24 protein-coding genes and 2 pseudogenes are annotated in these 23995 nt (G+C 65.9%); 6 read left to right on the top strand and 20 right to left on the bottom strand.

All coding sequences use genetic code 11. From position 1 onward, the window contains the following. Window positions 1-44: 44 nt before the first annotated feature. The 5 genes from H7F38_RS02420 to H7F38_RS02440 all read right to left on the bottom strand — a co-directional run bounded on the left by H7F38_RS02420 (window position 45) and on the right by H7F38_RS02440 (window position 4880). Window positions 45-1235 (bottom strand): uroporphyrinogen-III synthase, encoded by a 1191-nt coding sequence (locus H7F38_RS02420; RefSeq protein ID WP_187092686.1) that lies wholly within the window; start codon window positions 1233-1235, stop codon window positions 45-47. After that, window positions 1235-1621 (bottom strand): nitrite reductase small subunit NirD, encoded by a 387-nt coding sequence (nirD, locus tag H7F38_RS02425; RefSeq protein WP_187092687.1) that lies wholly within the window; start codon window positions 1619-1621, stop codon window positions 1235-1237. The genes H7F38_RS02420 and nirD overlap by 1 nt, the downstream gene beginning before the upstream one ends. Beyond that, window positions 1618-4110 carry a nitrite reductase large subunit NirB gene (nirB, locus tag H7F38_RS02430; RefSeq protein WP_370531326.1) on the bottom strand — a complete coding sequence of 831 codons (2493 nt, stop codon included), beginning with the start codon at window positions 4108-4110 and terminating at the stop codon, window positions 1618-1620. Before nirB ends, nirD begins: the two co-directional genes overlap by 4 nt. 303 nt (window positions 4111-4413) lie before the next feature. After that, window positions 4414-4611, bottom strand: coding sequence for a hypothetical protein (locus tag H7F38_RS02435; protein WP_187092689.1), 198 nt, complete (start codon window positions 4609-4611; stop codon window positions 4414-4416). Next, entirely contained in the window at window positions 4581-4880 is a 300-nt protein-coding gene (locus H7F38_RS02440) for an integrase core domain-containing protein (RefSeq protein ID WP_370531285.1), read from the bottom strand. Before H7F38_RS02440 ends, H7F38_RS02435 begins: the two co-directional genes overlap by 31 nt. Window positions 4881-4936: 56 nt before the next feature. Here H7F38_RS02440 and H7F38_RS02445 point away from each other — a divergent pair, with 56 nt between their 5' ends. After that, on the top strand, window positions 4937-6181 hold the full coding sequence (locus H7F38_RS02445; RefSeq protein ID WP_187092690.1) for an ISL3 family transposase: 1245 nt from the start codon (window positions 4937-4939) through the stop codon (window positions 6179-6181). Window positions 6182-6197: 16 nt separating this feature from the next. Here H7F38_RS02445 and H7F38_RS02450 read toward each other — a convergent pair whose 3' ends face one another. The 3 genes and pseudogenes from H7F38_RS02450 to H7F38_RS02460 form a co-directional block, all read right to left on the bottom strand. Continuing rightward, complete coding sequence (locus H7F38_RS02450; protein WP_187092691.1) at window positions 6198-6854, bottom strand: IS3 family transposase; 657 nt, start codon at window positions 6852-6854, stop codon at window positions 6198-6200. After that, entirely contained in the window at window positions 6851-7144 is a 294-nt protein-coding gene (locus H7F38_RS02455; protein ID WP_187091058.1) for a transposase, read from the bottom strand. The genes H7F38_RS02450 and H7F38_RS02455 overlap by 4 nt, the downstream gene beginning before the upstream one ends. A gap of 41 nt (window positions 7145-7185) precedes the next feature. Next, a pseudogene (locus tag H7F38_RS02460) lies at window positions 7186-7617 on the bottom strand (MFS transporter); the annotation flags it as partial. Between the two features lie 62 nt (window positions 7618-7679). Between H7F38_RS02460 and H7F38_RS02465 the strand changes: the two are divergent. From H7F38_RS02465 to H7F38_RS02475, 3 genes are all read left to right on the top strand, one after another. Then, window positions 7680-7973 carry a transposase gene (locus H7F38_RS02465; RefSeq protein WP_187091058.1) on the top strand — a complete coding sequence of 98 codons (294 nt, stop codon included), beginning with the start codon at window positions 7680-7682 and terminating at the stop codon, window positions 7971-7973. Then, the gene (locus tag H7F38_RS02470; protein ID WP_187092693.1) at window positions 7970-8581 is read left to right on the top strand and encodes an IS3 family transposase; all 612 of its coding nucleotides are present in this window, start codon (window positions 7970-7972) and stop codon (window positions 8579-8581) included. The genes H7F38_RS02465 and H7F38_RS02470 overlap by 4 nt, the downstream gene beginning before the upstream one ends. A gap of 78 nt (window positions 8582-8659) precedes the next feature. Then, the gene (locus tag H7F38_RS02475; RefSeq protein WP_187090852.1) at window positions 8660-9904 is read left to right on the top strand and encodes an ISL3 family transposase; all 1245 of its coding nucleotides are present in this window, start codon (window positions 8660-8662) and stop codon (window positions 9902-9904) included. 61 nt (window positions 9905-9965) lie between these two features. Here the strand turns inward: H7F38_RS02475 and H7F38_RS02480 are convergent, their stop codons facing one another. Continuing rightward, entirely contained in the window at window positions 9966-11342 is a 1377-nt protein-coding gene (locus H7F38_RS02480) for an IS30 family transposase (RefSeq protein WP_187091417.1), read from the bottom strand. Between H7F38_RS02480 and H7F38_RS26430 the strand changes: the two genes are divergently transcribed. Beyond that, window positions 11254-11700, top strand: coding sequence for an integrase core domain-containing protein (locus tag H7F38_RS26430; protein WP_370531286.1), 447 nt, complete (start codon window positions 11254-11256; stop codon window positions 11698-11700). The two genes, H7F38_RS02480 and H7F38_RS26430, sit on opposite strands and share 89 nt — an antisense overlap. Before the next feature lie 147 nt (window positions 11701-11847). Here the strand turns inward: H7F38_RS26430 and H7F38_RS02490 are convergent. From H7F38_RS02490 to H7F38_RS02535, 10 genes and pseudogenes are all read right to left on the bottom strand, one after another. Further along, window positions 11848-12081 (bottom strand): annotated as a pseudogene (locus H7F38_RS02490) (MFS transporter); the annotation flags it as partial. A 273-nt stretch (window positions 12082-12354) separates the two neighbouring features. Then, window positions 12355-13056, bottom strand: a complete 702-nt coding sequence (locus tag H7F38_RS02495) for a YcnI family protein (protein WP_187092694.1) — start codon at window positions 13054-13056, stop codon at window positions 12355-12357. A gap of 40 nt (window positions 13057-13096) precedes the next feature. After that, window positions 13097-14809 (bottom strand): copper resistance CopC/CopD family protein, encoded by a 1713-nt coding sequence (locus H7F38_RS02500; protein ID WP_187092695.1) that lies wholly within the window; start codon window positions 14807-14809, stop codon window positions 13097-13099. Between the two features lie 22 nt (window positions 14810-14831). Then, on the bottom strand, window positions 14832-15557 hold the full coding sequence (locus tag H7F38_RS02505) for a DUF305 domain-containing protein (RefSeq protein ID WP_187092696.1): 726 nt from the start codon (window positions 15555-15557) through the stop codon (window positions 14832-14834). An 84-nt stretch (window positions 15558-15641) separates the two neighbouring features. After that, entirely contained in the window at window positions 15642-16136 is a 495-nt protein-coding gene (locus tag H7F38_RS02510) for a DUF2231 domain-containing protein (RefSeq protein ID WP_187092697.1), read from the bottom strand. Window positions 16137-16184: 48 nt separating this feature from the next. Further along, entirely contained in the window at window positions 16185-16694 is a 510-nt protein-coding gene (locus H7F38_RS02515) for a Rieske (2Fe-2S) protein (RefSeq protein WP_187092698.1), read from the bottom strand. Window positions 16695-16755: 61 nt separating this feature from the next. After that, window positions 16756-18030, bottom strand: a complete 1275-nt coding sequence (locus tag H7F38_RS02520) for a hypothetical protein (protein ID WP_187092699.1) — start codon at window positions 18028-18030, stop codon at window positions 16756-16758. Window positions 18031-18451: 421 nt separating this feature from the next. Then, the gene (locus H7F38_RS02525; RefSeq protein WP_187092700.1) at window positions 18452-18856 is read right to left on the bottom strand and encodes a PPOX class F420-dependent oxidoreductase; all 405 of its coding nucleotides are present in this window, start codon (window positions 18854-18856) and stop codon (window positions 18452-18454) included. Window positions 18857-18935: 79 nt separating this feature from the next. After that, window positions 18936-20177 carry a polysaccharide deacetylase gene (locus H7F38_RS02530; protein WP_187092701.1) on the bottom strand — a complete coding sequence of 414 codons (1242 nt, stop codon included), beginning with the start codon at window positions 20175-20177 and terminating at the stop codon, window positions 18936-18938. A gap of 125 nt (window positions 20178-20302) precedes the next feature. Beyond that, on the bottom strand, window positions 20303-21670 hold the full coding sequence (locus tag H7F38_RS02535; protein WP_187092702.1) for a hypothetical protein: 1368 nt from the start codon (window positions 21668-21670) through the stop codon (window positions 20303-20305). Between the two features lie 166 nt (window positions 21671-21836). On the opposite strand from H7F38_RS02535, the gene H7F38_RS02540 reads away from it, so the two are divergent. Continuing rightward, a complete protein-coding gene (locus tag H7F38_RS02540; RefSeq protein WP_187092703.1) occupies window positions 21837-22679 on the top strand; it encodes a CPBP family intramembrane glutamic endopeptidase in 843 nt (280 codons plus the stop codon). Window positions 22680-22697: 18 nt separating this feature from the next. Here the strand turns inward: H7F38_RS02540 and H7F38_RS02545 are convergent, their stop codons facing one another. Continuing rightward, window positions 22698-23666 (bottom strand): DUF5926 family protein, encoded by a 969-nt coding sequence (locus H7F38_RS02545; protein WP_255498215.1) that lies wholly within the window; start codon window positions 23664-23666, stop codon window positions 22698-22700. Window positions 23667-23995: the final 329 nt, after the last annotated feature.

Below are 23995 nucleotides of genomic sequence, written 5' to 3' on the forward strand. Positions count from 1 at the left end.
CAACGGCCCATGCTCGAAACGGCTGGCGCTTCAGCGGATCTGGCTCACTCACGCTGACTTCGGGTCCCGCCGGGCGACACGAAACTGCGCTGGGTTCGCACAAGCAGTTGGCCGTCGGCGGGTATGCCGTCGTCCATCGGGGGATCGTAGGCCAGCCGGTAGCCACGCTTGACCACGGTCTGCACGCACCGCGCGTCCATCAACGCCGACCGCACCCGCGCAACTGCCATCTCGACGGCGTGCTCGTCGGTGGCGTCCCCCGGTGCGGCACGCAACAGTTCGGCCCGGGACACCACGCGACCCGGATGGCGCATCAGGGTCCGTAGGAGCGCCATCGGTGCGGGCGGCAGCGGGACGAGTCGGTCGTCGATGACCACTGCCGAGCCCCGGAGCTGCAGCTGGTGCCCGGCGACCCGGAGAGAAGGTGCGCGGGCTGGGAGCACCTCGCCGAGCTCGCGCACCATGGCACCGATCCGGGCGCGTCCCGGTTGAACGGTCGGCACCTCCCGGCGCTCCAGCGGCGACGCCGTCACGGCGCCGACGCACAACGGGATCCCCCTGTTGCGAAAGGCTTCCAGCATCCTCTCCTGTTCACCGATCGCGTCCGCTGTGCGCAGCAGGCTGACCACGGCGGGGGCGCTGGTGAAGGCGACCGCGTCGACCGCCCCGGTCACGATCAACTCGACCATCCGCAGAAGAGCCGTCATGTCCTCCGGCGGCACCCAGCGGTACACCGGTACCTCGACCACGTCGGCGCCGGCCGCCCGCAGCGCCTCGACGAAGTCGGGCAGCGGCTCGCCGTGGAGTTGAACGGCGATCCTGACGTTCTCCAGATCCTCGGTCAGTAGATGATCGAGCACCTCCGAGCACGATTCCGAGGCCGGAGACCAGGCATCGACCAATCCGGCCAGTCGCTCTCGCAGCGCGTCGCCCAACCCCCAGCCGTCGGCGGCCTCGATCCAGCCTCGGAATCCGATACCCGTGGTGGCTACGGCAAGATCGATCGGGTCGTCGACACAGGCCCTGGTGGCGGCGAGCAGCTCGGTGTCGTCGGGCAACGGAACGAGCCGGATCGCGGGGGCATGGGTGACGCGGGCGCCCCGGCGCTCCAGCAGGCTGCCCAATTCGTCCGCCCTGCGCGCGGCGGTGACGCCGACCGTCCAGCCGGCGAGCGGCAGGACATCGATTAGCTGTCCACCTGCAGGACAATCGATTTCGCGCGGTTCGGCCTCCATCAGACCTCCGGCGGGGGTGTGGCCCCGGCCGGTCGGACGACCTGGACCAGACCGTCGATGACGCGGACGCGGTAGACCGGAAGTCTGGTTCCGGGTGCATCCAGACAGACCCCGGTGCGCAGATCGAACACCTGCTTGTACATCGGGGAGGCCACGGTGGCGCTCTGGCCCCGGCTGCCGACGATCCCGCGCGAGATCACGTTGCTGTGGCTGAACGGGTCGTGGTTGCCCACGGCCAGCACCTCGTCGTTCCAGAGACGGAAGAGCGCGATCTGCGTCCCACCTATCAGCGCGGCCACACCGCGTTCTCTCAACAGTTCGTCGAGGCGGAAGATCGCCACCCAGACCACCGGAACCTGCAGCGCGACTGCCGGTGTCGCCTTCATGGCGTGCCCACCCGGAGCCGCGGACCGGCGATCAGGCTCGCACTCTCGGTCGGCGTGGCCGGACGGTGCTGCTCGCGTTCGGCGACGAAGACGATGTCCCGGTCTGGCTCACCCGGAGCGTTGACGAACGAGGTGAACCGGGCCAGGGTGGTGGGATCGTCGATGGCATCACGCCATTCGTCGGAGTAGGACCGGACGTGCTGGGCCATCGCGGCGTCGAGATCGTCGCAGATCCGCAGCGAGTCCTCCAGCAGGACGGCGCGCAGGTGGTCCAACCCCCCCTCCATGGCTTCGATCCAGACTGCGGTGCGCTGCAGTCGATCCGCGGTCCGGACGTAGTACATCAGGAACCGGTCGATCACTCGGATCAGCTCGTCGGTCGCCAGATCCTGGGCCAGCATCTCGGCGTGACGAGGTGTGAACCCGCCGTTGCCGCCGACGTAGAGATTCCAGCCCTTCTCGGTGGCGATGATCCCGAAGTCCTTGCCCCGCGCCTCCGCACACTCCCTGGCGCACCCGGAGACACCGGCCTTCAGCTTGTGCGGGGACCGCAGTCCGCGATAGCGCAGTTCCAGGTCGATGGCCAACGCCACCGCGTCCTGGACGCCGAAGCGACACCATGCGGACCCGACGCACGATTTCACCGTGCGCAGCGACTTGCCGTAGGCATGCCCGGATTCGAACCCGGCGTCGACGAGGCGTCGCCAGATGTGCGGGAGCTGTTCGACGCGGGCACCGAACAGGTCGATCCGTTGCCCGCCGGTGATCTTCGTGTACAGACCGAAGTCCGCGGCCACCTGACCGATGACGATCAGTTTCGCCGGCGAGATCTCCCCGCCCGGGATGCGCGGAACCACCGAGTAGGTGCCGTTCCTCTGGAGGTTGGCCAGGAAGTGATCGTTGGTGTCCTGCAGCGTCGCCTGCTCGCCCTCCAGGATGTGCCCACCCCCGAGGCTCGCGAGAATGCTGGCGACCACCGGCTTGCAGATGTCGCAGCCGCGGCCGAGACCGTACTCGGCGACAAGTCCGCTGAAGGTGGTGATCGGCTTGACGCGCACGATGTCGAAGAGGTCGGCACGCGAAAGTTGGGCGAAATGCTCGCACAGGCCATGACTCTGGGCCACCCCCGCCGCCGCGAGCATCTTCTTCAGCAGCGGCACGCAGCTCCCGCAACCCGTGCCGGCGCGGGTACAGGCTTTCAACGCCGGCACGTCGGCACATCCCTGCCGGCGGATGGCGTCGTCGATGGAGTCGGCGGTGACACCCGTGCAGGAACAGATCTGTGCCGCTCCGATCGGACCGGCGATCTCGCCACCGGCGCCGACCAGCAGAGCCTCCGGTGATCCGGGGAGTGGACCGCCGACCGCGCTGCGCAGCAGCGGGTAGGCCGAGGCGTCACCGACCAGGACACCCCCGAGCAACGTCCGGGCGTCGTCGGACAGGACCAGTTTCTTGTACACCCCCGCCACCGGATCGGCATAGACCACCTCGAGGGCATTCTCGGAGACACCATGGGCATCACCGAAACTTGCCACCTCGACTCCGAGAAGTTTGAGCTGGGTGGACAGTTCGGTGCCCCCGAACAGGGATGCGCCACCACACAGCCGCTCGGCCACGGTGTCGGCCATCGAGTAGCCCGGAGCCAGCAGCCCGTAGACACCACCGCCGATGCAGGCGCACTCACCGATGGCCCAGACGGCGGGATCCGCGGTGCGGCAGGCCGCGTCGACGACGACGCCACCGCGGGGACCGACCGCAAGTCCGGCGGCACGGGCCAATTCGTCACGGGGGCGGACACCGGCGGCGAAGACCACCAACTCGGCCCCGATCGATCCTCCGTCGGCGAATTCCACCTGTGAGACGCAGCCGTCCGCGTCCGCCGTCAGTGACGCCATTGCAGTGGCCGCGTGCACCGTGATGCCCAGCGCCTCCACCTTGCGGCGCAGCATCGACGCACCACCCTCGTCGATCTGCAGCGCCATCAGTCGGGGGGCGAATTCGACCACGTGAGTTCGAAGACCCAGTCCCAGCAGTGCATTGGCCGCCTCGAGCCCGAGCAGGCCACCGCCGATCACCGCGCCGACGTGCCTACCGCGGGCGTAGGACTTCATGGCCTCGAGATCGGCGATGGTGCGGTACACGAAGGTTCCGGGCAGGTCGTGCCCGGCGACCGGCGGTACGAAGGGAGAGGAGCCGGTGGCGAGAACCATTGCATCGTAGGTGATCTGCTCACCCGTGGAAGTGGTGACCACTCGACCGACACGGTCGATGGACACTGCAGCCTGGCTCAGGCGCAGATCCAGCAGAGGATCGTCGTCGTAGAACCCCTCCGGCACCAGGGTCAGGTCGGACTCGGTACGCCCGGAGAACCACGCCGAGAGCGCCACCCGGTCGTAGGCCGGTCGTGGTTCCTCGGCCAGGACGGTCACCTTCCAGTGGCCGGCGGTGTCCCTGGCCCGCAGCGATTCCACCAGTCGTTGTCCCACCATGCCATTGCCGACCACGACGAGATGGGCGACCCCCGACTCGACGGAATGCGCTGCCCTGACCGTCTTCCCATGCTCGTCGTGTCGGTCCGCCCGCTCGCGTGTGTCAGGTTTCATGTCGGAGAAGTTGTCCTCACTCGTCTGGACCCGGTCGGTGCCGATCGGACCGTCACCGGAGCCGACGGCACCACCCGGGGGTCGTCATCCCGCTCGTGTGATGTGCTGTCCCGCAATCCCGTCCCCGCCGGGGGGCTCATGTGACGGCCTGCAGTGCGGTGCTGCGGTGGCCGGCCGGCACCGCTGAGTTCACACGCCTTCCAGTTGTTTCTCCGACTTGCGGACGTACACCACATAGGTGACCACGAAACACAACGCGTAGAACACGATGAACCCGACGTACGCCGCATTCGCCGACTTCGTCGCCAGGAACGACTGAGCCGCCCGCCGTTTTCCGGACTGTAGAACGGTGACTACTACGCTGCGGAGTTGTTGGCCAACCACCATTGCTCTGCTTCGTTGGGCGTAATGTATCCCAGCGCCGAGTGCAACCGAACCTGATTGTATCTTAATTCAATGTACCGCGTGATGTCCATCTCCGCCTGTTCACGGGTCGGATAACTAGTACGATTCACCCTTTCCACTTTCAGTGTGCCGTTGAATGATTCTGCCCAAGCATTGTCATAACACACACCAGTTCGTCCTACCGACCGACGAACTTTGGGCTCTTGTGACGTTCTCGTGGGCGTCTTGACCCCTGGTTGTGGGCGACACACCGTGCCCGGTATAGCTTCTGGATTATCTAGAAACAGTCACTATCCAGGAGCACGGTGTGCGCGGTGTAACGATATGGCGAAAGCTGCTCGGTGTCGAGCAACTGCAGGTGCTGGACATGGAGTGGGAGGGGGCCGCCGGCCAGCAGGTGCTGGTCGTCTCGGTGCGTCCGAGCAAGGGCGCCCGGAGCAGGTGCAGTCGATGCCGACGTAGATGCCCGGGCTATGACCAGGGCGGTGGGATTCGTCGGTGGCGGTCGCTGGACTGGGGGTCAACGATGGTGTTCCTGCAGGCTGCGGCCCCGCGGGTGAGTTGCCAGAGGCACGGGGTGGTGGTCGCGGCTGTGCCGTGGGCCCGACCCGGCGCTCGGGCGACGGGAGCGTTTGAGGACCAGTGTGCGTGGTTGGCGGCGCACACCGCTTCGTCGGTGGTGGCGCAGTTGATGCGGACGTCGTGGCGGCATGTGAGCGCAATCATCGAGCACGTCGTCGCCGACGGTTTGGCCGGCCGGGACGTGTTGGCTGGGCTGCGGCGGATCGGTATCGATGAGATCTCCCACCGCAAGGGACACCGCTATCTGACGTGTGTGGTGGATCAGGACTCAGGCAGGTTGGTGTGGGCCGCGCCGGGTCGCAACAGCGACACGCTGCACCGGTTCTTCGACGAGCTCGGCCCGGACCGAGCGGCGGCGCTGACGCACGTGTCCGCCGATGGGGCGCAGTGGATCCACGACACAGTGACGGTCCGGGCCCCGCAGGCGGTGTTGGGGTTGGATCCTTTTCATGTTGTGGGGTGGGCCACCCGGGAGTTGGACAATGTGCGTCGTCAAACGTGGAACATGCTGCGGGGCAACAGTAGCTCCGCGCAGGCGTCGTCGGTGAAGGGTAGTAGGTGGGCGTTGCTGAAGAACCCCGCGGACCTGTCCCCGGAGCAGCGCGGGTCCCTCGCTTCGATCGCGAAGACCAACCGAAATTTGTATCGGGCGTATCTGCTGAAGGAGCAACTGCGGGCCGTGTTCCAGGTCAAGGGCCAGGGCGGCCGGGAACTGTTGGCCGGGTGGATCGCCTGGGCCAGCCGCTCCCAACTGCCCGGGTTCATCGCCTTGGCAAAGACGTTGAAGCGGTTCCAGCAGCTGATCTGGAACACCCTGATCCACCAGATGAGCAACGCTCAGTCCGAGGCCACCAACACTCACCTACGGGCCTTGACCCGCCGGTCCTACGGCTTTCACAGCCCAGAAGCGTTGATAGCCATGGCGATGCTTACCAGAGGCGGGTTATGCCCGCCGCTACCAGGCCGCTAACTGGCCCACGAAAACGTCAGGAGACCCGAACTTTGAGGTGGGTAGTGAGGTCAGCGAAGTCCTGAGAGCAGTACTGGCTTCCGCGGTCACTGTGAAATATGCTGACATCGGGAACAATCCTGACATTACGTGCGGCCATTTTCAGAGCGTCAACCACCAGCGATGCCCGCATGTGATCTGCCATTGCGTAGCCGACGACTTTCTTCGTAGCGCAGTCCAGCACGGTCGCCAAGTACAGCCAGCCCTCCCAGGTCGGGATATAGGTGATGTCACCGACCAGCTTCGTACCCGGCACGACCGCGTTGAAGTGCCGTTTTACCAGGTCAGGGGTCTGACCGGTGTCGCCGGCGATGGTAGTGACCGGCCGAAACGGACGGGGCTGGCATGGCACCAGGTCGAGCTCCCGCATGATCTGCCGGACCGTGTCGTCATCAGCCCAATAGCCCGATCGCAGCAGGTCAGCGTGTACCCGACGGTAGCCGTAGGTCCCATCGGAGGCCTCGAACAACGCCGTGATCAGCCGAGCAAGATGGGTGCGGCGCCGGCTGGTGTAGGACGGCCCGCGACCCTTCCACTCGTAGAAGCCGGACTTCGACACCTTCGCCCAGCGGAACATCAGGTGCAGCGGGTAGTGGCCTTCTTCACTCGCAATGAATGCATACTTTCTGCTCACTGCGATTTCTTGGCGAAGAAGGCCGTTGCTTTTCCCAGAAATTCGTTCTCCATACGAAGCTCACGCACTTCTTTCTCCAACGCCTTCAGCTTCGCCCGCTCCGACACGGTCAGTTCCTGCGTGTCGCCGCCGTGACGCTCGCGATGGGCCGCCACCCAGTTCCGCAGGGTCTGCTCCACCAAGCCCAGTTCGCGAGCAACGTCAGCGATGGGCCGAGATTTGTCGGTCACCTCCCGCACGGCCGTATCCCGAAACTCCGGGGTGTACTTGCCTCGAAACTTGCTCACCATTTCTCCGATCCTTTCCGGCGATTCTACTTGGGGGTCCAAGTCCGGGAAGTACCGGGCTGCTCATTGTACACCGCACCATTACCCACACCCGAGAACAGGAACAACGCGATGAACCCGACCAGATACAACGGCAACGACTTCGCCAACGCCGCCGACAACACCAACGCCGCCCCCAACGCCATCGCCACAAAATTGTAGAAACTGACCTTCGCGCCACCGAACCGATCCGCCAACCGCCCACCATAGGGCCGCACCAACGACCCCAGCAACGGACCGAGGAACGTCAGGTACGCCGCCTTGATCGGCGTGGAGAACGTCCCCTTGAACTGCACCTGCAACACCTGACCGAACGCGAACCCGAACCCGATGAACGAACCGAACGTCCCGATGTACAACAACGCGATGATCCAGGTGTTGCGGTCCCGCACCACCCGGCGCATCGCGCCCCTGGCATTGGCCGCGACCGTCAGATTGAGCAGCCCGGTACTTCCCGGACTTGGACCCCCAAGTAGAATCGCCGGAAAGGATCGGAGAAATGGTGAGCAAGTTTCGAGGCAAGTACACCCCGGAGTTTCGGGATACGGCCGTGCGGGAGGTGACCGACAAATCTCGGCCCATCGCTGACGTTGCTCGCGAACTGGGCTTGGTGGAGCAGACCCTGCGGAACTGGGTGGCGGCCCATCGCGAGCGTCACGGCGGCGACACGCAGGAACTGACCGTGTCGGAGCGGGCGAAGCTGAAGGCGTTGGAGAAAGAAGTGCGTGAGCTTCGTATGGAGAACGAATTTCTGGGAAAAGCAACGGCCTTCTTCGCCAAGAAATCGCAGTGAGCAGAAAGTATGCATTCATTGCGAGTGAAGAAGGCCACTACCCGCTGCACCTGATGTTCCGCTGGGCGAAGGTGTCGAAGTCCGGCTTCTACGAGTGGAAGGGTCGCGGGCCGTCCTACACCAGCCGGCGCCGCACCCATCTTGCTCGGCTGATCACGGCGTTGTTCGAGGCCTCCGATGGGACCTACGGCTACCGTCGGGTACACGCTGACCTGCTGCGATCGGGCTATTGGGCTGATGACGACACGGTCCGGCAGATCATGCGGGAGCTCGACCTGGTGCCATGCCAGCCCCGTCCGTTTCGGCCGGTCACTACCATCGCCGGCGACACCGGTCAGACCCCTGACCTGGTAAAACGGCACTTCAACGCGGTCGTGCCGGGTACGAAGCTGGTCGGTGACATCACCTATATCCCGACCTGGGAGGGCTGGCTGTACTTGGCGACCGTGCTGGACTGCGCTACGAAGAAAGTCGTCGGCTACGCAATGGCAGATCACATGCGGGCATCGCTGGTGGTTGACGCTCTGAAAATGGCCGCACGTAATGTCAGGATTGTTCCCGATGTCAGCATATTTCAGGCTCTTGTGACGTTCTCGTGGGTGGTTTGACCCCTGGTTGTGGGCGACACACCGGGCTGCGTATAGGTTCTGGCTTATCTAGGGTCAGTCACTATCCAGGAGCACGGTGTGCGCGGTGTAACGATATGGCGAAAGCTGCTCGGTGTCGAGCAACTGCAGGTGTGCGATGTGGCGTGGGAGGAGGCCGACGACCGGCAGGTGCTGGTCGTTTCGGTGCGTGCGACGAAGGGCGCCCGGAGTAGGTGCAGTCGATGCCGGCGTAGACGGCCGGGCTATGACCAGGGCGGCGGAACCCGGCGGTGGCGGTCGCTGGACTGGGGGTCGACGATGGTATTCCTGCAGGCTGCGGCTCCGCGGGTGAACTGCCGGACGCACGGGGTGGTCGTCGCGGCGGTGCCGTGGGCCCGACCCGGCGCGCGGGCAACCCGAGCGTTTGAGGACCAGTGCGCGTGGTTGGCGGCGCACACCGCTTCGTCGGTGGTGGCGCAGTTGATGCGGACGTCGTGGCGGCACGTGAGCGCAATCATCGAGCACGTCGTCGCCGACGGTTTGGCCGGCCGGGACGTGCTCGCGGGGCTGCAGCGGATCGGCATCGATGAAATCTCCCACCGCAAAGGCCAGCGGTATCTGACGTGCGTGGTCGATCAAGACTCCGGCAGATTGGTGTGGGCCGCACCGGGCCGCAACAGCGACACCCTGGGTCGGTTCTTCGACGAGCTCGGCCCAGAACGGGCGGCGGCGTTGACGCACGTCTCGGCCGACGGGGCGCAGTGGATCCACGACACCGTGACGGCCCGCGCGCCGCAGGCGGTGCTGGGATTGGATCCGTTTCATATCGTGGGGTGGGCCACCCGGGAGTTGGACAAGGTCCGTCGTCAGACGTGGAACACGCTGCGGGGTAGGAGTAGCTCTGCGCAGGCGTCGTCGGTGAAGGGCAGCCGCTGGGCATTGCTGAAAAACCCGGCGGACCTGTCCCCGGAGCAACGCGGGTCGGTCGCCTCGATCGCCCAGACCAACCGGCATCTGTATCGGGCGTATCTGCTGAAGGAGCAACTGCGCGCGGTGTTCCAGGTCAAGGGCCAGGCCGGCCGTGAACTGTTGGCCGGCTGGATCGCCTGGGCCCGCCGCTCCCAACTCCCCGGCTTCATCGCCCTGGCCGCAACGTTGAAGCGGTTCCAGCAGCTGATTTGGAACACCCTGATCCACCACATGAGCAACGCCCAATCCGAGGCCACCAACACCCACCTACGGGCCTTGACCCGCAGGTCGTACGGCTTTCACAGCCCAGAAGCGTTGATAGCCATGGCAATGCTCACCCGCGGCGGGTTATGCCCGCCGCTTCCCGGACGCTAAACCACCCACGAAAACGTCAGGAGACCCATATTTCACAGTGACCGCGGAAGCCAAACCAGACTCAACCGGTGGTAGCAACACTCGGCTCCTGCAGTAATAGTAGCTGCTCGGCCATCGCTTCCGCCGGTGTCTTCCAGCCGAGCGTTTTGCGGGGTCGGTCGTTCAATGCATCAGCGACGGAGTCAATTTCTGCGGCGCACCAGCGGGATAGGTCGGTTCCTTTCGGGAAGTACTGACGTAGCAGGCCGTTCGTGTTTTCGTTCGTACCCCGCTGCCAAGGGCTGTGCGGATCGGCGAAGAACACCGCCATACCAGTCTCGGCCTTTAGAGAGACATGCGCGGCCAGTTCCTTGCCACGGTCCCAGGTCAACGACTGACGCAACTCCCGCTGCACTGCAACCATTTTCGCGACAATACTGTCCTTGGTTGCGGTCGCGCCGTAACCGCTCAATGCGGGACCGTTCTTCACCGGCGGCTCAAGTCCGTAGCCTTCCATTCGCGGCAGGTGCAGCAGGATCGTGAACCTGGTCATCCGTTCCACGACGGTGCCGATCGCTGACCGGCCGGTGCCGATGATGAGGTCGCCCTCCCAGTGGCCGGCGGTCTTCCGATCGTCGGCCTCGGCGGGCCGCTTATCGATCGTCACCTCCGGAGTCACGTGGCCGGTGGCTCGCTTTCGGGCTCTCGCCCGGGGGACCCGCAACGCCCGTCCGGTCCGCAGACACGGCACCAAATCGCGCTCCAAGGCGCCGCGGTCCTTGATGTACAGGGCCTGATAGATCGCCTCGTGGGAGATGCGCATCGTCGGGTCGTCGGGGAAGTCGATCGGCAGGCGGTGGGCGATCTGTTCCGGGCTCCACGCTGTCACCCACCGCCGGTCCTGGCGGTGAGGCTTGTTACGCCCCTTCCATTTTGCAACGACTGGTCCCGGTACGACAGTGCCGTCCGCGGCGCGGATGACCCCGGCCAGGCGGTCCTGGACATGGCCACGAAGCCGATCGTTCGTCACCAACTTGGCCGTCTTGGGACGGCGGGCCATCAGCTCGGCCTTCCACTGGGCAGTCGACGCTCGATACTCCAACTGGCCGCCACGAGTTGCGGCATTGCGGCGCAGCTCCCGCGAGATCGTCGATGGCGACCGACCCAGGCGGCGGGCGACCTCACGCACTCCGTTGCCCTGCGCTGTCAGCAGAGCGATGTCCTCTCGCTCAACAAACGAGAGATATCTGCCCGACGGGGGCTGCAGTTCAATCAGCGGCATGCCGCCACTGTCGCGGAACCAACGCGTCCCGACGGGCCCCGACACGCCGCACGCCGTCGCGGCGTCTTCGCTGGTCATCCCTTTCGCGATGTTGCGCCAAAATACCCGTTCGACATCCCGGCGGGCCGGCGGCCGCCCGGGCGACCGCATCGCCGGCCGCCCGGTCATCGACATCATCCGATCCGAAGCTGGACCCATTGCAAGACCTCCACTCTCGGGAGTGTTGCGACGACCAGTTGAATCCGCCCAGTACTGCTCTCAGGACTTCGCTGACCTCACTACCCACCTCAAAGTTCGTCGGTCGGTAGGACGAACTGGTGTGTGTTATGACAATGCTTGGGCAGAATCATTCAACGGCACACTGAAAGTGGAAAGGGTGAATCGTACTAGTTATCCGACCCGTGAACAGGCGGAGATGGACATCACGCGGTACATTGAATTAAGATACAATCAGGTTCGGTTGCACTCGGCGCTGGGATACATTACGCCCAACGAAGCAGAGCAATGGTGGTTGGCCAACAACTCCGCAGCGTAGTAGTCACCGTTCTACAGTCCGGAAAACGGCGGGCGGCTCACCCACGAGAACGTCACAAGAGCCATACATTACGCCCAACGAAGCAGAGCAATGGTGGTTGGCCAACAACTCCGCAGCGTAGTAGTCACCGTTCTACAGTCCGGAAAACGGCGGGCGGCTCAACTGCGGCCCCAGGAACAACACCAACACCGACCACAAACTCCACACCGAGAACCCGATGTGCTCCGACAACACCGAGAACCACAGATTCCGACGGGCCACCCTCTCCCCACCGCTGTTCCAGAAATCCAGATCCTCCGGACGCCAATCATCGATCCAACGTCTGCCGCGGCGAACTGGTTCGAGTTCCTGGGTGGGGGCGGTGGTCGTCGTCGAACTCATGAGGGCTCCTGTGAAGGTGAAGGCGACCGAAGCGGCGGCAGGATGCCGATCGGGAACTGCATCAGCACCGACGGAGCTGATGGACGGCAATGGGTCTGTGATGTCACGAACCTAGGCATCGACCATTTCGCCCGAGTACGAATGGTCGACCGAACTTGTAACGTTGTCCGCACACCGTGCCGCCTCCGTCGGTGAGAACAAGGGAAACCAGCCGCTGCGGGTGCAGCGGGAGCTTCGCCGTCGGTCCGACAGGTGGTGAGGCACGAACAGCGGTCAGGGCGAGCTGGTCCGTCGGCCGCGCACGAGGAGATACCCGACACCGATCAACGCCAGCACGCCGACACCCAGGGCCGATCCGGCCAGCAAGGTGGGGGTGCTGCCACCGGTCGTCGCGGGCGTCACCTGGCTGACGTCGGCGGCCACGGCTGCGCCGGCCGGAGTGGTGTCGGCAGCGAGACTCAGTACTGGAGCCGGGAAGTCGGGCTCGGGTGCGCCGGCCACCGGTAGCTGGATCCAGCTGACGACCGATCCGTCGCCATAGGTCTGCAGGACCTTGAACACGAGCTGCTTCACCTTCGGGAGCGGATCGGCCAGGACCTCGAACTCGTCGAACTGGTGGGGTGCGATCCCGCCGGCGGTGGCCGTCCAGGTGATGCGCGTGACGATCTCGGTCACTGCCTGTCCGTTCTCGGCCTTCAGGGGGGCCACCGGCACCGCGGTGGTGACCTTTTCGGTCCACCCGGTCCTGGGCCTCACCGAGACGTTCGTGATCGGGGTGTCGGTCGGCAGCGCCACCTCGACCTTGGTGGTTGGGACGTCCTTCTCCGTCGGCACCCGGAAGGTCAGCACTCCGTCGCCGCCCTGGGTGGCACCCGGCGCGGTGACCACGACATGCGCCGAGGCGGCGCCCGCCAGTGGACCGATCAGCAGGACGGCGATGAACGCGGTGGCGGCGAGCAGGCGTCGGGTGCGCATCGATCTTCTCCATGGGTGGGTGCGGCGACGGGCCGGGTGGTCAGCGGGTGCGGACGGTGAAAAGAGTCGTGGTGCTGTCGATGTCACTGGTCTGGGTGGTGACGGCCAGCTGCCAGGTGCCGACCGTCGAGAGCTCGACACGCGTCAGGTCGTAGTGCCCCGGAGCTGTGCGCAGCAGCTGGACGGGGACGACGTCGACGAATTTGCCGGCGCCGTCGGTGTAGGTGAAATGCATGTCGTTCAGCCCGACCCGGGCAGGATCCACCTCGACCTGGATGCGGAGGTCGGCAGTCACCGACGACGAGTTGGTGAAGACCGGGAAATAATTGTCCTTGGCCGGCGGAGTAGAGACCAGTACAGCGGTCACCGCAAGCACCACCAGTGCGATTGCGGTCTCGAGGAACACGCTGCGTCGCAGGAGTCGGACCGCTCCGGGGGGCGCTGCGCCCGCCGGAATCCCGGTGACCGGCGCGCTGTCGCGCCCCGTGGAGATCGACCCGCCGCCGGCGGTGACCAGGCTGGCCCGCGTCAGGAGGACCGCGGCGGACTGCGGCACCGGACGAAGATAGCTCCGCCTGACCCTGGCTCTGGCCACCGCAGCCAGCACGAGCATGATCGCGACGAGTCCCACCTTGACGAGCAGGAGTCTTCCGTAAGTCGTGCCGGTCAGGGCACCGGGTTCGCGCACCTGACGCCAGCCGGCGAACGTGCCGGTGACGACCAGCACGACGACGGCGAACTCCGCATACCGCGACCATCGGGGCATCACGACCGCCAGGTCGGCGGGCGATCGGCGCCGCAGGACCACCGCGGCCAGCAGCACGAGACCGCCCAACCAGGCGGACGCCGCAGACAGATGCAGCACGTCGGCCGGTAGGCCCAGGACGGCCAGCTCGCCATCCCCGGCGTGGCCGATCAACGAGGTGCTCAGCAGCAGACCGACACTCACGACGCCCGACGCCGCTCCCAGGACCCTGGGCCGGACCCGGCCGAGCCGGAGCAGCACCACGGCCGCTGCGATCAACAGGATCAGCCGGAGCGCGGTGACCATGCCATAGGGCGTCTGCAGGACCTTGACGATCAGTTCCGGGTCGAAGGCGTAGACCAGCGGCAGTCCCTCCGAGTAGGGCCCCTGCAGCAACAGACCTCCCACGCTGCCGACCAACGCCAGCACCCAGCTCACCCTCAGCATTCGTCGGACGCCCCGCACGGTCTGTCCGGCGGGCCACAGGACGAACACGAAAGCCAGGCCGCCAACCAGCAGGAGCAACCCCAGATACAGGACCCAGCGGGAGATGTCGAGCAGATCCTGCGCGGCTCGGCCCTCACCGGCCTGCTCCGCAGCCGCTGCGGTCCCCGCCCCGGTCGCGCTGATCTTCCCGATGCTGAAGGTGGAGGCACCAAACACCGTGTGGCTGTCGGCACTGAGCACTCGCCACAGGATGGTGTAGGTACCCGGCTGCAGACTCGCCCGCAGCGGTTCGACCACGGTCCGTCCGCCGTCGCGGGTGGTCACCTGGCCCGTATCGACCCGAGAACCGTCCGGGGCCAGCACCTTCACCGCACCGAAGGCCGTGCTGACCGGCTGGTCGTACCGCAGGCTGACCTCCGCCGGAGCCCGGCCGATCACCGAACTGTCCGCCGGGGTGGACTGCACCAGCGTGGCGTGCGCGGAGGCCGGCACGGCCGGCAGCACCAGCAGCAGGAGTACCAGCAGGACCACACCGACCGATTTCGAACGAATCGACGTCATGAGGCCCCCCGGCCGGCTCGTGTCATGAGAGCTTCCTGGCCAGCAGCTGCATCTGCGTGATCTCGGCCGCCACACTGGACTGGATCTCCTGCGCGAGCGCTCTGGCCTGCGGGTTCGAGCAGTTCGCGACGGACGCCTTCGCGATCGCCATCGCGGCCTGATCGTCTGCGATGGCGATCGACAGGAACTTGCGGTCGAACGCCGATCCCTTCAGCCTGGTCAGCGTGGCCGCGTCGGTCGCGGCGCTGTTGCTCCCCCCGCCGTGGTCGTGGCCGGAAGCTGCCGCCGGGTCGGTCGAGGGCACCGGCTGACCCCAGGCCCGCGCCATCGCCGACATCTTCAGGTAGGTCGTCCCCTGTGCCGCATCGATCTTGGACGCCAGCGCCCTCACCTCGGCATCGGCTGCCCGGGTCGGGGCGAGCTCCGCCTCCTGGGCAGCGACCGCGTAGTGCGGGACCATCCAGCTGATGAAGGCCGTGTCCCACCCGTCGTAGACGGTCGAGATCCCGTTCACGGAGGTCGGAGCGGCACCGGCATGGGCGACGCAGCACACCCCGCCGTCGAGCGCGGTCAGCGCAGTACCGGGGGCATCCGCCCCGCTCTGCGGGACAGCCTGCGACACGGGCGCTGACGCACCGCCCGACCCACCGTCCGAGTTGCCGGTCGGCAGCGGTGCGAACCCGCACGCGGCGAGGGTCGCGAGCAGAACGGCGGTGGCCACAGCGCGGCGACCCGTGCGTGCCGTCATCGGCGAATGTGGGGGAAGGCGGGACAGAGGCACGACCTGATCTCCTGATCTTCAACGATGGCGGCCAACGGGACCGGGACCGGCCTACTTCCCGGCCGAGTAGTCGAACGACCCGTCCGGGTTCCAACGGGCCTTCGCACCCGCCTCGCCCGTCTGGTACGTCAGCACCAGCACTGCGAGGGCGACCACCGTCACGCCGGAGGCGACCGTCCAGCCCACCCACCCCTGATGGGACCGGCCCTCGAGGACGGCCACCAGGATCGCCGCCACGAACAACACCAGCAGTGCGATCATCAACCGGTCAGCAAACTGCTCGTGCTGCGAGATGAGCGCCCCGCTCAGATTTCCCGGTCCGGTCAGTTGCGTCCCCAGTGCGGTACGGAGCGCCTTCCCGCTCTGGATGGAAACGAACACCGCACCGACCGCGATCGCCGCGACGACCAGGAACGGCCACCTCAACCTGCTGCGCCACCTCGGCACCACGAACGCGATTCCGGTCACGGCCGCCAACGGCGCGAAGACCACCGCTACGTGCAGGACCAGCGCGTGCACCGGTAACCCGTGAAAATCTCCGAACACGACGAACTCCTCCCGGAAAGGTGGGGCCGCAACGAACGCCGTCCCGCGTCAGCCCAATTTGATGGTGCCGCCGGAAACGGTCACCTTCGCCTCGGCGAGCGGGGCGGTGGCCGGTCCGTTGATCACCGACCCGTCCTTGATGGAGTAGCTGCTGCCGTGGCAGGGACAGGTGATGGCCCCGTTCGCCACACTGGCGACGATGCATCCCTGGTGGGTGCAGACCGCGGTGAAAGCTTTGTAACTGCCCGCGGTCGGCTGCGTGACCACGATCTTGGCCGCCTCGAAGATCACACCACCACCGACCTTCACGGCGGCGGCACTGCCCAGACCGTTCTCCGCCGCCGCTGCGCCGGACACCGCGGCCGCGGACGTCGGCGCCGGTGCGACGTCACCGATCGCGTTGGCCTCGACCGTGGAGTTGGCCGGATCGGAAGAAGCCGTGGAACTCGCGGCGGCAGCCGTCGTGCCCGCACTGCTGCACGCAGCCAGAGTGGCCCCGGCGGCCGCGACTGCGGCTCCGTAGAGGGCGGTCCGGCGGTCGATCGAGTAGTTCGTCATCGTCATCCTTGTCTGTGCTGGGGGCGGCGCAGGCGGCCGCAGGTTCGGCCCGGTCGAAGGGTCAGGTGGTGACGTCCTGCGCCGGGGACGGGGTGCCGAACGCGGAGTACGGCACGAACTGGATCTCGTGAGGCATTGCCTCCATGGGGATCTCGTTGATCAGCTTGCCGGTGTCGGTCTCCCAGATCTGCACACCCTCGACCGGCTGACCGCCGAGCAGGAACGGGTACCGCGAGGTCGACATACCGTGGTTGAGGGTCCAGAGTTCCTTGCCATCCGGGCTCAGCCCGGTGTGCGCGGGAATGACGGTGCCCTTGGAGGCCCACAGCGTCTGGTAGTTGCTGGTGTTCACCTTGAAGATGGAGTTGTCCGAGGTGGCGATGTAGGCGAACTTGCTGTCCGGGCTGATGCTGATGTGGATCGGCGAGCCCTCGATCGGTAGTTTCTTGATGATCTTGAGCGTCGTGTTCTCGATCACCCAGACCTCCTTGAAGGCGAGACCGGCCAGCCACACGTGCTTTCCGTCCGGAGTGATGTTGACGCCGTGGGCGGTGGCCGGCATCGGGATCTGCTTGACGATCTTGTTGGTCCTCCAGTCGATGACGGCCAGGGTCTTGGCGCCGTCGACCGTCACGAAGAGGTAGGGGGTGTCGATGGCCTTGCCGTCCCAGTACATGCTCTGCGAGATGTAGTCGGGGCCGGCACCGACGGGGATGCTTCCGATGTTCTTCATGCTCGCCGTGTCGATGATCGAGACGTCCGCGCCGTACTGGTTGGCCACGTAGAGGTATTTGTCGTCCGGGGTCAGCGAGATGTGGTGCGAGCCTTTGCCTGCCTCGACTCGGGCGACCTCCCGCAATGTCAGTGGGTCGTACTCGATGACGGTGGACACGTCGTAGGTGAAGGCACTCGCGGTGAACATCCGCTTGAAGTCCTTGGTGAAGACGATGGCGTGCGAGTCACGGATGTTCGGGTACTTCGACGGGTCCGTCCGCGGGTGATAAGTGCCCGCATTGGTGATCGCCGTCACCGTCTTGTGGGATTTGGCGTCGATGATGAAGAGTTTGTTGCTCTGCCCCGCACCGATCACGGCAATACCCGACCAGCCCACCCTGCCGCCGGCATTCATCACTTCGAAAGCCTTGGAGGCAGAGGACTCGACGCCTGGGGTGGCGGCCGTAGGAGCGGCCGAGGCCGCTGTCGTCCCGGCCGAGGCCGCACCCTTGCTCGAGTCCGTGCACGCCGTTGCCGCCAGGGCGACCGCACCGGCGGACGCTGCAAGAAAACCGCGCCGGCCGAGCCTCTTGGCCTCGGCGGCAGTGGGGCTTTCGTTCATCGTGATCTTCCTCTTTCAGGGATCCGAGTAGCCGTCGCCGGCGCCACCCGAAGGGCGAGATGTCCTGGCTGGACCCGCGTTACATTTGTCGGCCAATATTGCGCCACCAGTCCTCGCGCATATCGACGACGTCAACTTCACCTCACATGCCCCGATGAAGGGATGTGCGGTGATCGGCACGCGAACGTATTGATATTGCATCCGAACGCCAGGGATAACTCCCGACCACGGCCGCGCACCATGGCTCGTTCGGCCTATCCCACCGACGCGCATGTCCAATTCATCACCATTTGGCTCCGAATGCACCGAGCAATCGGACGAATTCAGGAATCGTCAACCCCATCGGACGCGCCACCCCGGGGGCCGAATGTGCTCGGGATGTACTCGGGCCGCCCTGCGGGCCGTCGGGACAGCGCTCGTCTCAGCCGAGTTGACCGGAGGCACGGTCCGGGCTGATCCGGATCACCACCCGCCGGTCCGCGATTATCGCGGCGCGATACTCGGCCCAGTTCGGATGCTCGCCGGCGATGGAGCGGTAGACCGCGTCCAACAGGTCGAGGGCTTCCGGCTGGCCGACGATCTCCGCCTGCCCGTCGACCTGGACCCACGGGCCGAAGAAGGCGTCGGTGAAGACGAGCATCGACACGGCCGGATCCCGGCGGATGTTGGCCACCTTGGCCAGACCGTTGCGGCTGGAGATGACGAGCCGGCCGTCGAGCACCCCGGCGTTCACCGGGGACATCTGCAGACTGCCGTCGCGCCGGTGGGTGGCGAGCACGGTGCGGTCGTTCTCGGCCACGAAGGCCAGCGCGTCGTCGAGTTCCATGGACGCAGTCTGGCACTGCACGTGGGCGCGTGCCCCTGCCGGCTCGTGCCGGCCCGGGACCGCCTTGTCGCAGCGGCGCTCAGCCGGCCTGCAGCTCCGGGTTCTGGGCCTGCAGCCTGGCCAGGGTCGCCGGATCCTGCATGTTCATCCAGGCCAGCACATCCCGGAACGGCACGCAGTAGGTGTTCGGCTTGCCGCAGTTGGCCAGCACGAACTTGCCGATCGCGTCGGAGTAGGCGTTGTTGTTCCAGGCGTTGAAGTGGTTGCCGAGGACGAGCGGTGCCCGGTTGCCGTTGTAGGTGGCGTTGTACATGTCCTGGTAGGTGGCCTGGACCTGTGCCGAATCGATCGCGCTCTGGTCCAGGGTCACACCTCTGGAACTGGCGTTGCGCTGCGTGTAGTAGAAGTTGTAGTCCATCGTGATCTGGTAGTGCTGGGTGCCGTGGATCGGGAACTCGGCCATCCCGAACTGCCAGATGTTGTTGGTCGAGGACTTCGTCGGCCAGGAGATGCCTCGGCGGGTGAACGACGAGTCGTAGGTCATCCCGTGGGCGGCCAACGCCGGGAACAGGTCGGCCTTGTGACCCTCCAGGCACGGCGTGCGCTCGCCCTTGATCTCGCTCGGGTCGATGTTGAGCTTCGTCGAGGCCGGCAGGTTGTTGTTGGCGTTCACGTTCTTCATCAGGGAGAAGAACTGGTCGAGCTCGTCGTTCCAGTTACTGGTGTTCCAGTCCATGCCTCCGGGCGGGTTGTCACTGCAGAAGTGGCCGTTGAAATGCGTGCCGACCTCGTTGCCCAGCGCGATCGACTTGTTCAGGTCGGCGATCTCGACCGGCAGGTCGCTGGGCTGGTTCCAGCTGATCGACGACTTGCCGGCCCTGTGCCCGGGGCCCGTGTACTTGGTCTTGGTGTCCTGGCTGAGCATGTAGGTCCCGGACAGGAACCCGGTGAAGTGGAACGGCACCTTCTGCATGATGTCGAACCAGTACTGCCACTTCTCGTGCCACCCGACGCCGTCGAAACTGACGATGATGAACTGGGGCGCCTTCTGACCCGCCTTGAGCTTGGTCGGCACGAACCCGTCGGCCGGTGCCCCCGGGCTCTTCGCCGTGGTCGGAGTGGCGTTCGGCGGCTTGCCCGAGGTGGGCCTGCCCGAGGAGGAGCCCTTGGTCGACGAGCCAGGCTGGGACGAGGGCCCGGCCGCGCCGGGCGCCGACGACGCACCCCCGATGGTCACCTGGTTGGTCACGGTCACCGACGGGTCGGAGCCGGCGCTGGTGCAGGCCGAGACCACCATGGCCGCACTGAGCGCAGCGGCCACCGCAGCCATCCTGGTGCGTGTTCGCCATGACCGTCGATTCACAAAATCCTCCAGCGTCCGATGATGCGTGTGAAACCCGATGCCTCGCGAGAAGGCTGTGAATTGGCAGTGGAGCTCAGTATCGCCTAGTACTGGATGAGACCGTCGCATTTCGGCCACTTCAGGTAAGGGCATCCACCCAGGTTCGACTGGTGGTGCTGCAGCGCCGCGAGAACGGCCGGATCCTGCGCGTTCATCCAGTCGACCAGGTCGCGGAACGGAACGCAGTTCACCCCGGGCCGGCCGCACGCGGCCAGCGCGAAGTTTCCGACGGCGTCGGAATAGGCGTTGTTGTTCCAGTCGTTGAAGTGGTTTCCGATGATGATCGGCTCGTGGATACCGTCGGTCTGCGCGGCCTCGAGCATGTCCTGGTAGGTGGCCAGGACCTGGGCAGAGTCTGCCTTGCTGCGGGCCAGTGACGGGACGGCCCCGCCGGCGACGGTGCTCGGCTCCTGCTGGGCGTAGAAGTTGTAGTCCATGGTGATCTGCGGGTGGCCGCTCCCGTGCAGCGGAAACTCCGACATGCCCATCTCCCAGATCTTCCCGTCCGAACTCTTCACCGGCCACGACAATCCGGTGCGGGTGAAGGAGCTGTCGTACGTCATGCCGTGCGACTCGAGAGCGGGGTACAGGTCCACCTTGTGGCCGGTCAGGCACGGTGTCCGCTCGCCGTGGATCTCCGCGGCGGTGACGTTGAGCTTGGTGATGATGCCATTGTTGGCGTCGACATTCCTGACCAGACCGAAGAACTGGTCGAGTTCGTTGTTCCAGTCGACGGCATTCCAGTCGCTGCCGCCGGGCGGGTTGTCGTCGCAGAAATGACCGTTGAAATGCGATCCGACCTCGTTTCCCAGCGAGATGGATTTGTTGAGGTTACCGATCTCGACCGGAATATCGGAGGGAGAATCGAACGGAATGGACGATCTGCCGACCGCATGGCCGGGTCCCTGGTACTTGTCCTTCGTGGCACCCGAGAGCATGTAGGTTCCGGACAGAAAACCGGTGAAATGCAACGGCACCTTCTGCATGATCCCGAACCAGTACTGCCACTTCGCATCCCAGCCGGTTCCGTCGAAGCTGAACACGACGAACTGCGGAGCCTTCTCACCCGGCTCCAGCTTGGTGATCTTGAAGCCGTCCGGTTCGGTGCCACCGGCCTTCACCCCGCCGTCGTCGTTCGCCGGTACCGCAGTGTTCGCCGGTACCGCAGTGGCCGCCGGTACCGCAGTGGCCGACGAGCTGGAACCCGGCGACCTGCTGGTCGAGGACGAAGATCCGGCCGACGTGGCTCCAGCCGAGGATCCCGGCGCCGCGGCGACGTTCGACGTCACGGTGACCACGTCGACCGCAGCCTGGGTCCCGCCGCCGGTGCAGGCCGTCAGCATCATCGTTCCGATGGCCACCAGGGACAGCGCCACCAGTCGGCCCCTCGTGAATCGCGAGCGTCGTCGCACTTGTCCTCCTACCGCGGTGCCTCTCGAAGGCATCGACTCTTCAACCACTCCACCAGCAGTGGGAGGACGTGTGTCACGACTGTCGGTTCCCTGTGCCCACCCGCACTGCCTGCCCATCAGCACCGCATCCCCGCCCCGACCGTGCGCACCTATCCTGGTGATCGTCATGACAACATCACCCCCCGCGACGCGCCTGGGCCGCCTGCTGCACGTGCAGCCGGCCGAGGACTTCGGACTGACCGAGCGTCAGGATTCCAAGCGCTCCATCGGCGTCGAACTGTCCGTCGTCTTCCTGATCACCCTCGGCATGAGCGGGCTGACCTCGCTGGTCAGCCTGATCGAAACCCAGATCAAGGCCTCCCAGGCCAAGACCGTGATCAGCCACTACGTCGTCTCCGTCGCCGCCCCGAAGTCGACCGTCGGCTACATCGATCTGGTCTACCAGCTACTGAGCATCACCAGGGGGCTGGCCGAAGGTGCGATCGGCCTCTACCTGCTGTGGCGGGCCGGCTTCAGCATCTCGCGGCGACTCGGCCTGAACCTGCGACGCCCCGGCCGGGACCTCGGGACCGGCTTCGGGCTGGCGGCACTCATCGGGATCCCCGGCCTCGGCCTGTACCTGCTGTCCCAGCATCTCGGATTCAGCCTCACGGTGCAGGCCTCCACCATGACGGACGTCTGGTGGCGGGTGCCGGTCACGGTGCTGATCGCGGTGGAGAACGGCCTGCTCGAGGAGGTGCTCGTCGTCGGGTACCTGATGACCAGGCTCCAGCAACTGCGCTGGTCGACGTCGGCGGTGATCGCCGCCAGCGCGGTACTGCGTGGTTCCTACCACCTCTACCAGGGCTACGGCGGGTTCGTCGGCAACGCGATCATGGGGGTCGTCTTCGGCTGGTTCTACCTCAGGTACCGCCGCCTCTGGCCCCTGGTGATCGCCCACTCCGTGATCGACATCGTCACGCTGGTCGCCTACCCCCTGCTGAAGGGTCACGTCAGCTGGCTGCCGTGATCCGGCGCACCCGAGCGGTCAGCGCAGGGTGAACTGACGACCCAGGATTCCGTCGCGAGCGCGACGCTGGGCCGAGGTCAGAGGCTCGTCGACGGCCAGCGCCGCGTCGAGTCGGACGGCGAACTCCCGGGCCGGCCCGTCCCACTCGGAGGAGTGGGCGTCCCGATCCAGATCCCACACCGGCACCAGACGACCGTGGGCGCGGAACGAGCCGACGTATCGGGATCCCTCGCCCAGATCGAGGGCCTCGTCGACGGCCAGCCTGGCCAGCGCAGCCATCAAGGGTGCTTCGTCCTCGGGGCGAACCCAACGCAGATGCGCTTTCTCGCCGGCGTCGACCCAGTAGACGCCGGGTAGGCCGGCCACCCGGGCGGTCGGCATGATCGCCGTGTTCGCCCGTTCCAGGGACACGGCCACCTCGCTGCCCGGCTCCGGCTCCTCCTCGAGCCACCAGCCGAACGAGTCGTGCACCGTGACGTCGAAGGGTTCGTCGACGATCAGGTCGGCCAGCCGACGACCCTCGGTGGCCCGCCCGACGACCGACAGCACGCTGGAGGGTTCGGCCGCCAGGGCCCACTCCAGGGCTGCGGCCAGATCGCGGGACAGATCGCCAGAGTGCGTCTGCACCTGCATGCCGAGCAGGATCGAACGGTCCGCTCTGGTCAGCGCGGCTGCGGCAGCGGGCAGGACGGTCGCCAGGGTGATGGACGGCACCGGGTCCACCGGCTCCAACAGGGTGATCGGCACCGTGGCGGACGGGACGAACTCGCGCAGGGCAATGAGTTCGGTCTCGGCGGCAAGGCCCTCGAACGGTCTTGCGACGATCATCTCGGCAGCATCGGCGGCGCCGTGGCAGGCCTTGAAACGGCGGCCCGATCCACAGGGGCACGGACGCCGCGGGTTCTCGCCGGCCGGCGCGAGGGAATCGATCGACGCGGAAGCACCACGCATCTTGTTCTGCTTGGACACAGCGGTCTTCTTGGACACCGCGTCACCGTATCGGACCCGGGTGTGTCGCAACGACCTCCGGCGGCCGGCTCAGCAGACCCACAGCCTCGGCAAGCACAGATTCCGGCCGAGGCCGGTGGTGGGATTCGACCGGCCGCCAGTACTCTGCTCAGAGTCGGGGGCATCGGGATCCTTTCGTTCTGCCGTGGGCAACGCCGCCTCGGAGGTCAGTTCGTCGGTGCACCGACGCCACCGGTCCAGACCACTGATCGCGACAGGTCGGTCCACCACCGGCACACCCGAGGATGATGAAATTTGCCGATCGACGACGTGTGGGTGACCGGCGAGCCGGTACCCGGTATTCCGGG

The organism is Nakamurella sp. PAMC28650, assembly GCF_014303395.1.
In the GTDB taxonomy this organism is placed as follows: domain Bacteria; phylum Actinomycetota; class Actinomycetes; order Mycobacteriales; family Nakamurellaceae; genus Nakamurella.

Coding starts and splice junctions, on each gene's coding strand:
- H7F38_RS26430 (WP_370531286.1), top strand. CDS start 11,254: ATGTTGCGCCAAAATACCCGTTCGACATCCCGGCGGGCCGGCGGCCGC.
- H7F38_RS02525 (WP_187092700.1), bottom strand. CDS start 18,856: ATGGAACTCGACGACGCGCTGGCCTTCGTGGCCGAGAACGACCGCACC.
- nirD (WP_187092687.1), bottom strand. CDS start 1,621: ATGAAGGCGACACCGGCAGTCGCGCTGCAGGTTCCGGTGGTCTGGGTG.
- H7F38_RS02435 (WP_187092689.1), bottom strand. CDS start 4,611: ATGGTGGTTGGCCAACAACTCCGCAGCGTAGTAGTCACCGTTCTACAG.
- H7F38_RS02420 (WP_187092686.1), bottom strand. CDS start 1,235: ATGGAGGCCGAACCGCGCGAAATCGATTGTCCTGCAGGTGGACAGCTA.
- H7F38_RS02505 (WP_187092696.1), bottom strand. CDS start 15,557: ATGACGGCACGCACGGGTCGCCGCGCTGTGGCCACCGCCGTTCTGCTC.
- H7F38_RS02465 (WP_187091058.1), top strand. CDS start 7,680: ATGGTGAGCAAGTTTCGAGGCAAGTACACCCCGGAGTTTCGGGATACG.
- H7F38_RS02540 (WP_187092703.1), top strand. CDS start 21,837: ATGACAACATCACCCCCCGCGACGCGCCTGGGCCGCCTGCTGCACGTG.
- H7F38_RS02515 (WP_187092698.1), bottom strand. CDS start 16,694: ATGACGAACTACTCGATCGACCGCCGGACCGCCCTCTACGGAGCCGCA.
- H7F38_RS02495 (WP_187092694.1), bottom strand. CDS start 13,056: ATGCGCACCCGACGCCTGCTCGCCGCCACCGCGTTCATCGCCGTCCTG.
- H7F38_RS02520 (WP_187092699.1), bottom strand. CDS start 18,030: ATGAACGAAAGCCCCACTGCCGCCGAGGCCAAGAGGCTCGGCCGGCGC.
- nirB (WP_370531326.1), bottom strand. CDS start 4,110: ATGGTGGGACAACGACTGGTGGAATCGCTGCGGGCCAGGGACACCGCC.
- H7F38_RS02500 (WP_187092695.1), bottom strand. CDS start 14,809: ATGACGTCGATTCGTTCGAAATCGGTCGGTGTGGTCCTGCTGGTACTC.
- H7F38_RS02480 (WP_187091417.1), bottom strand. CDS start 11,342: ATGATGTCGATGACCGGGCGGCCGGCGATGCGGTCGCCCGGGCGGCCG.
- H7F38_RS02455 (WP_187091058.1), bottom strand. CDS start 7,144: ATGGTGAGCAAGTTTCGAGGCAAGTACACCCCGGAGTTTCGGGATACG.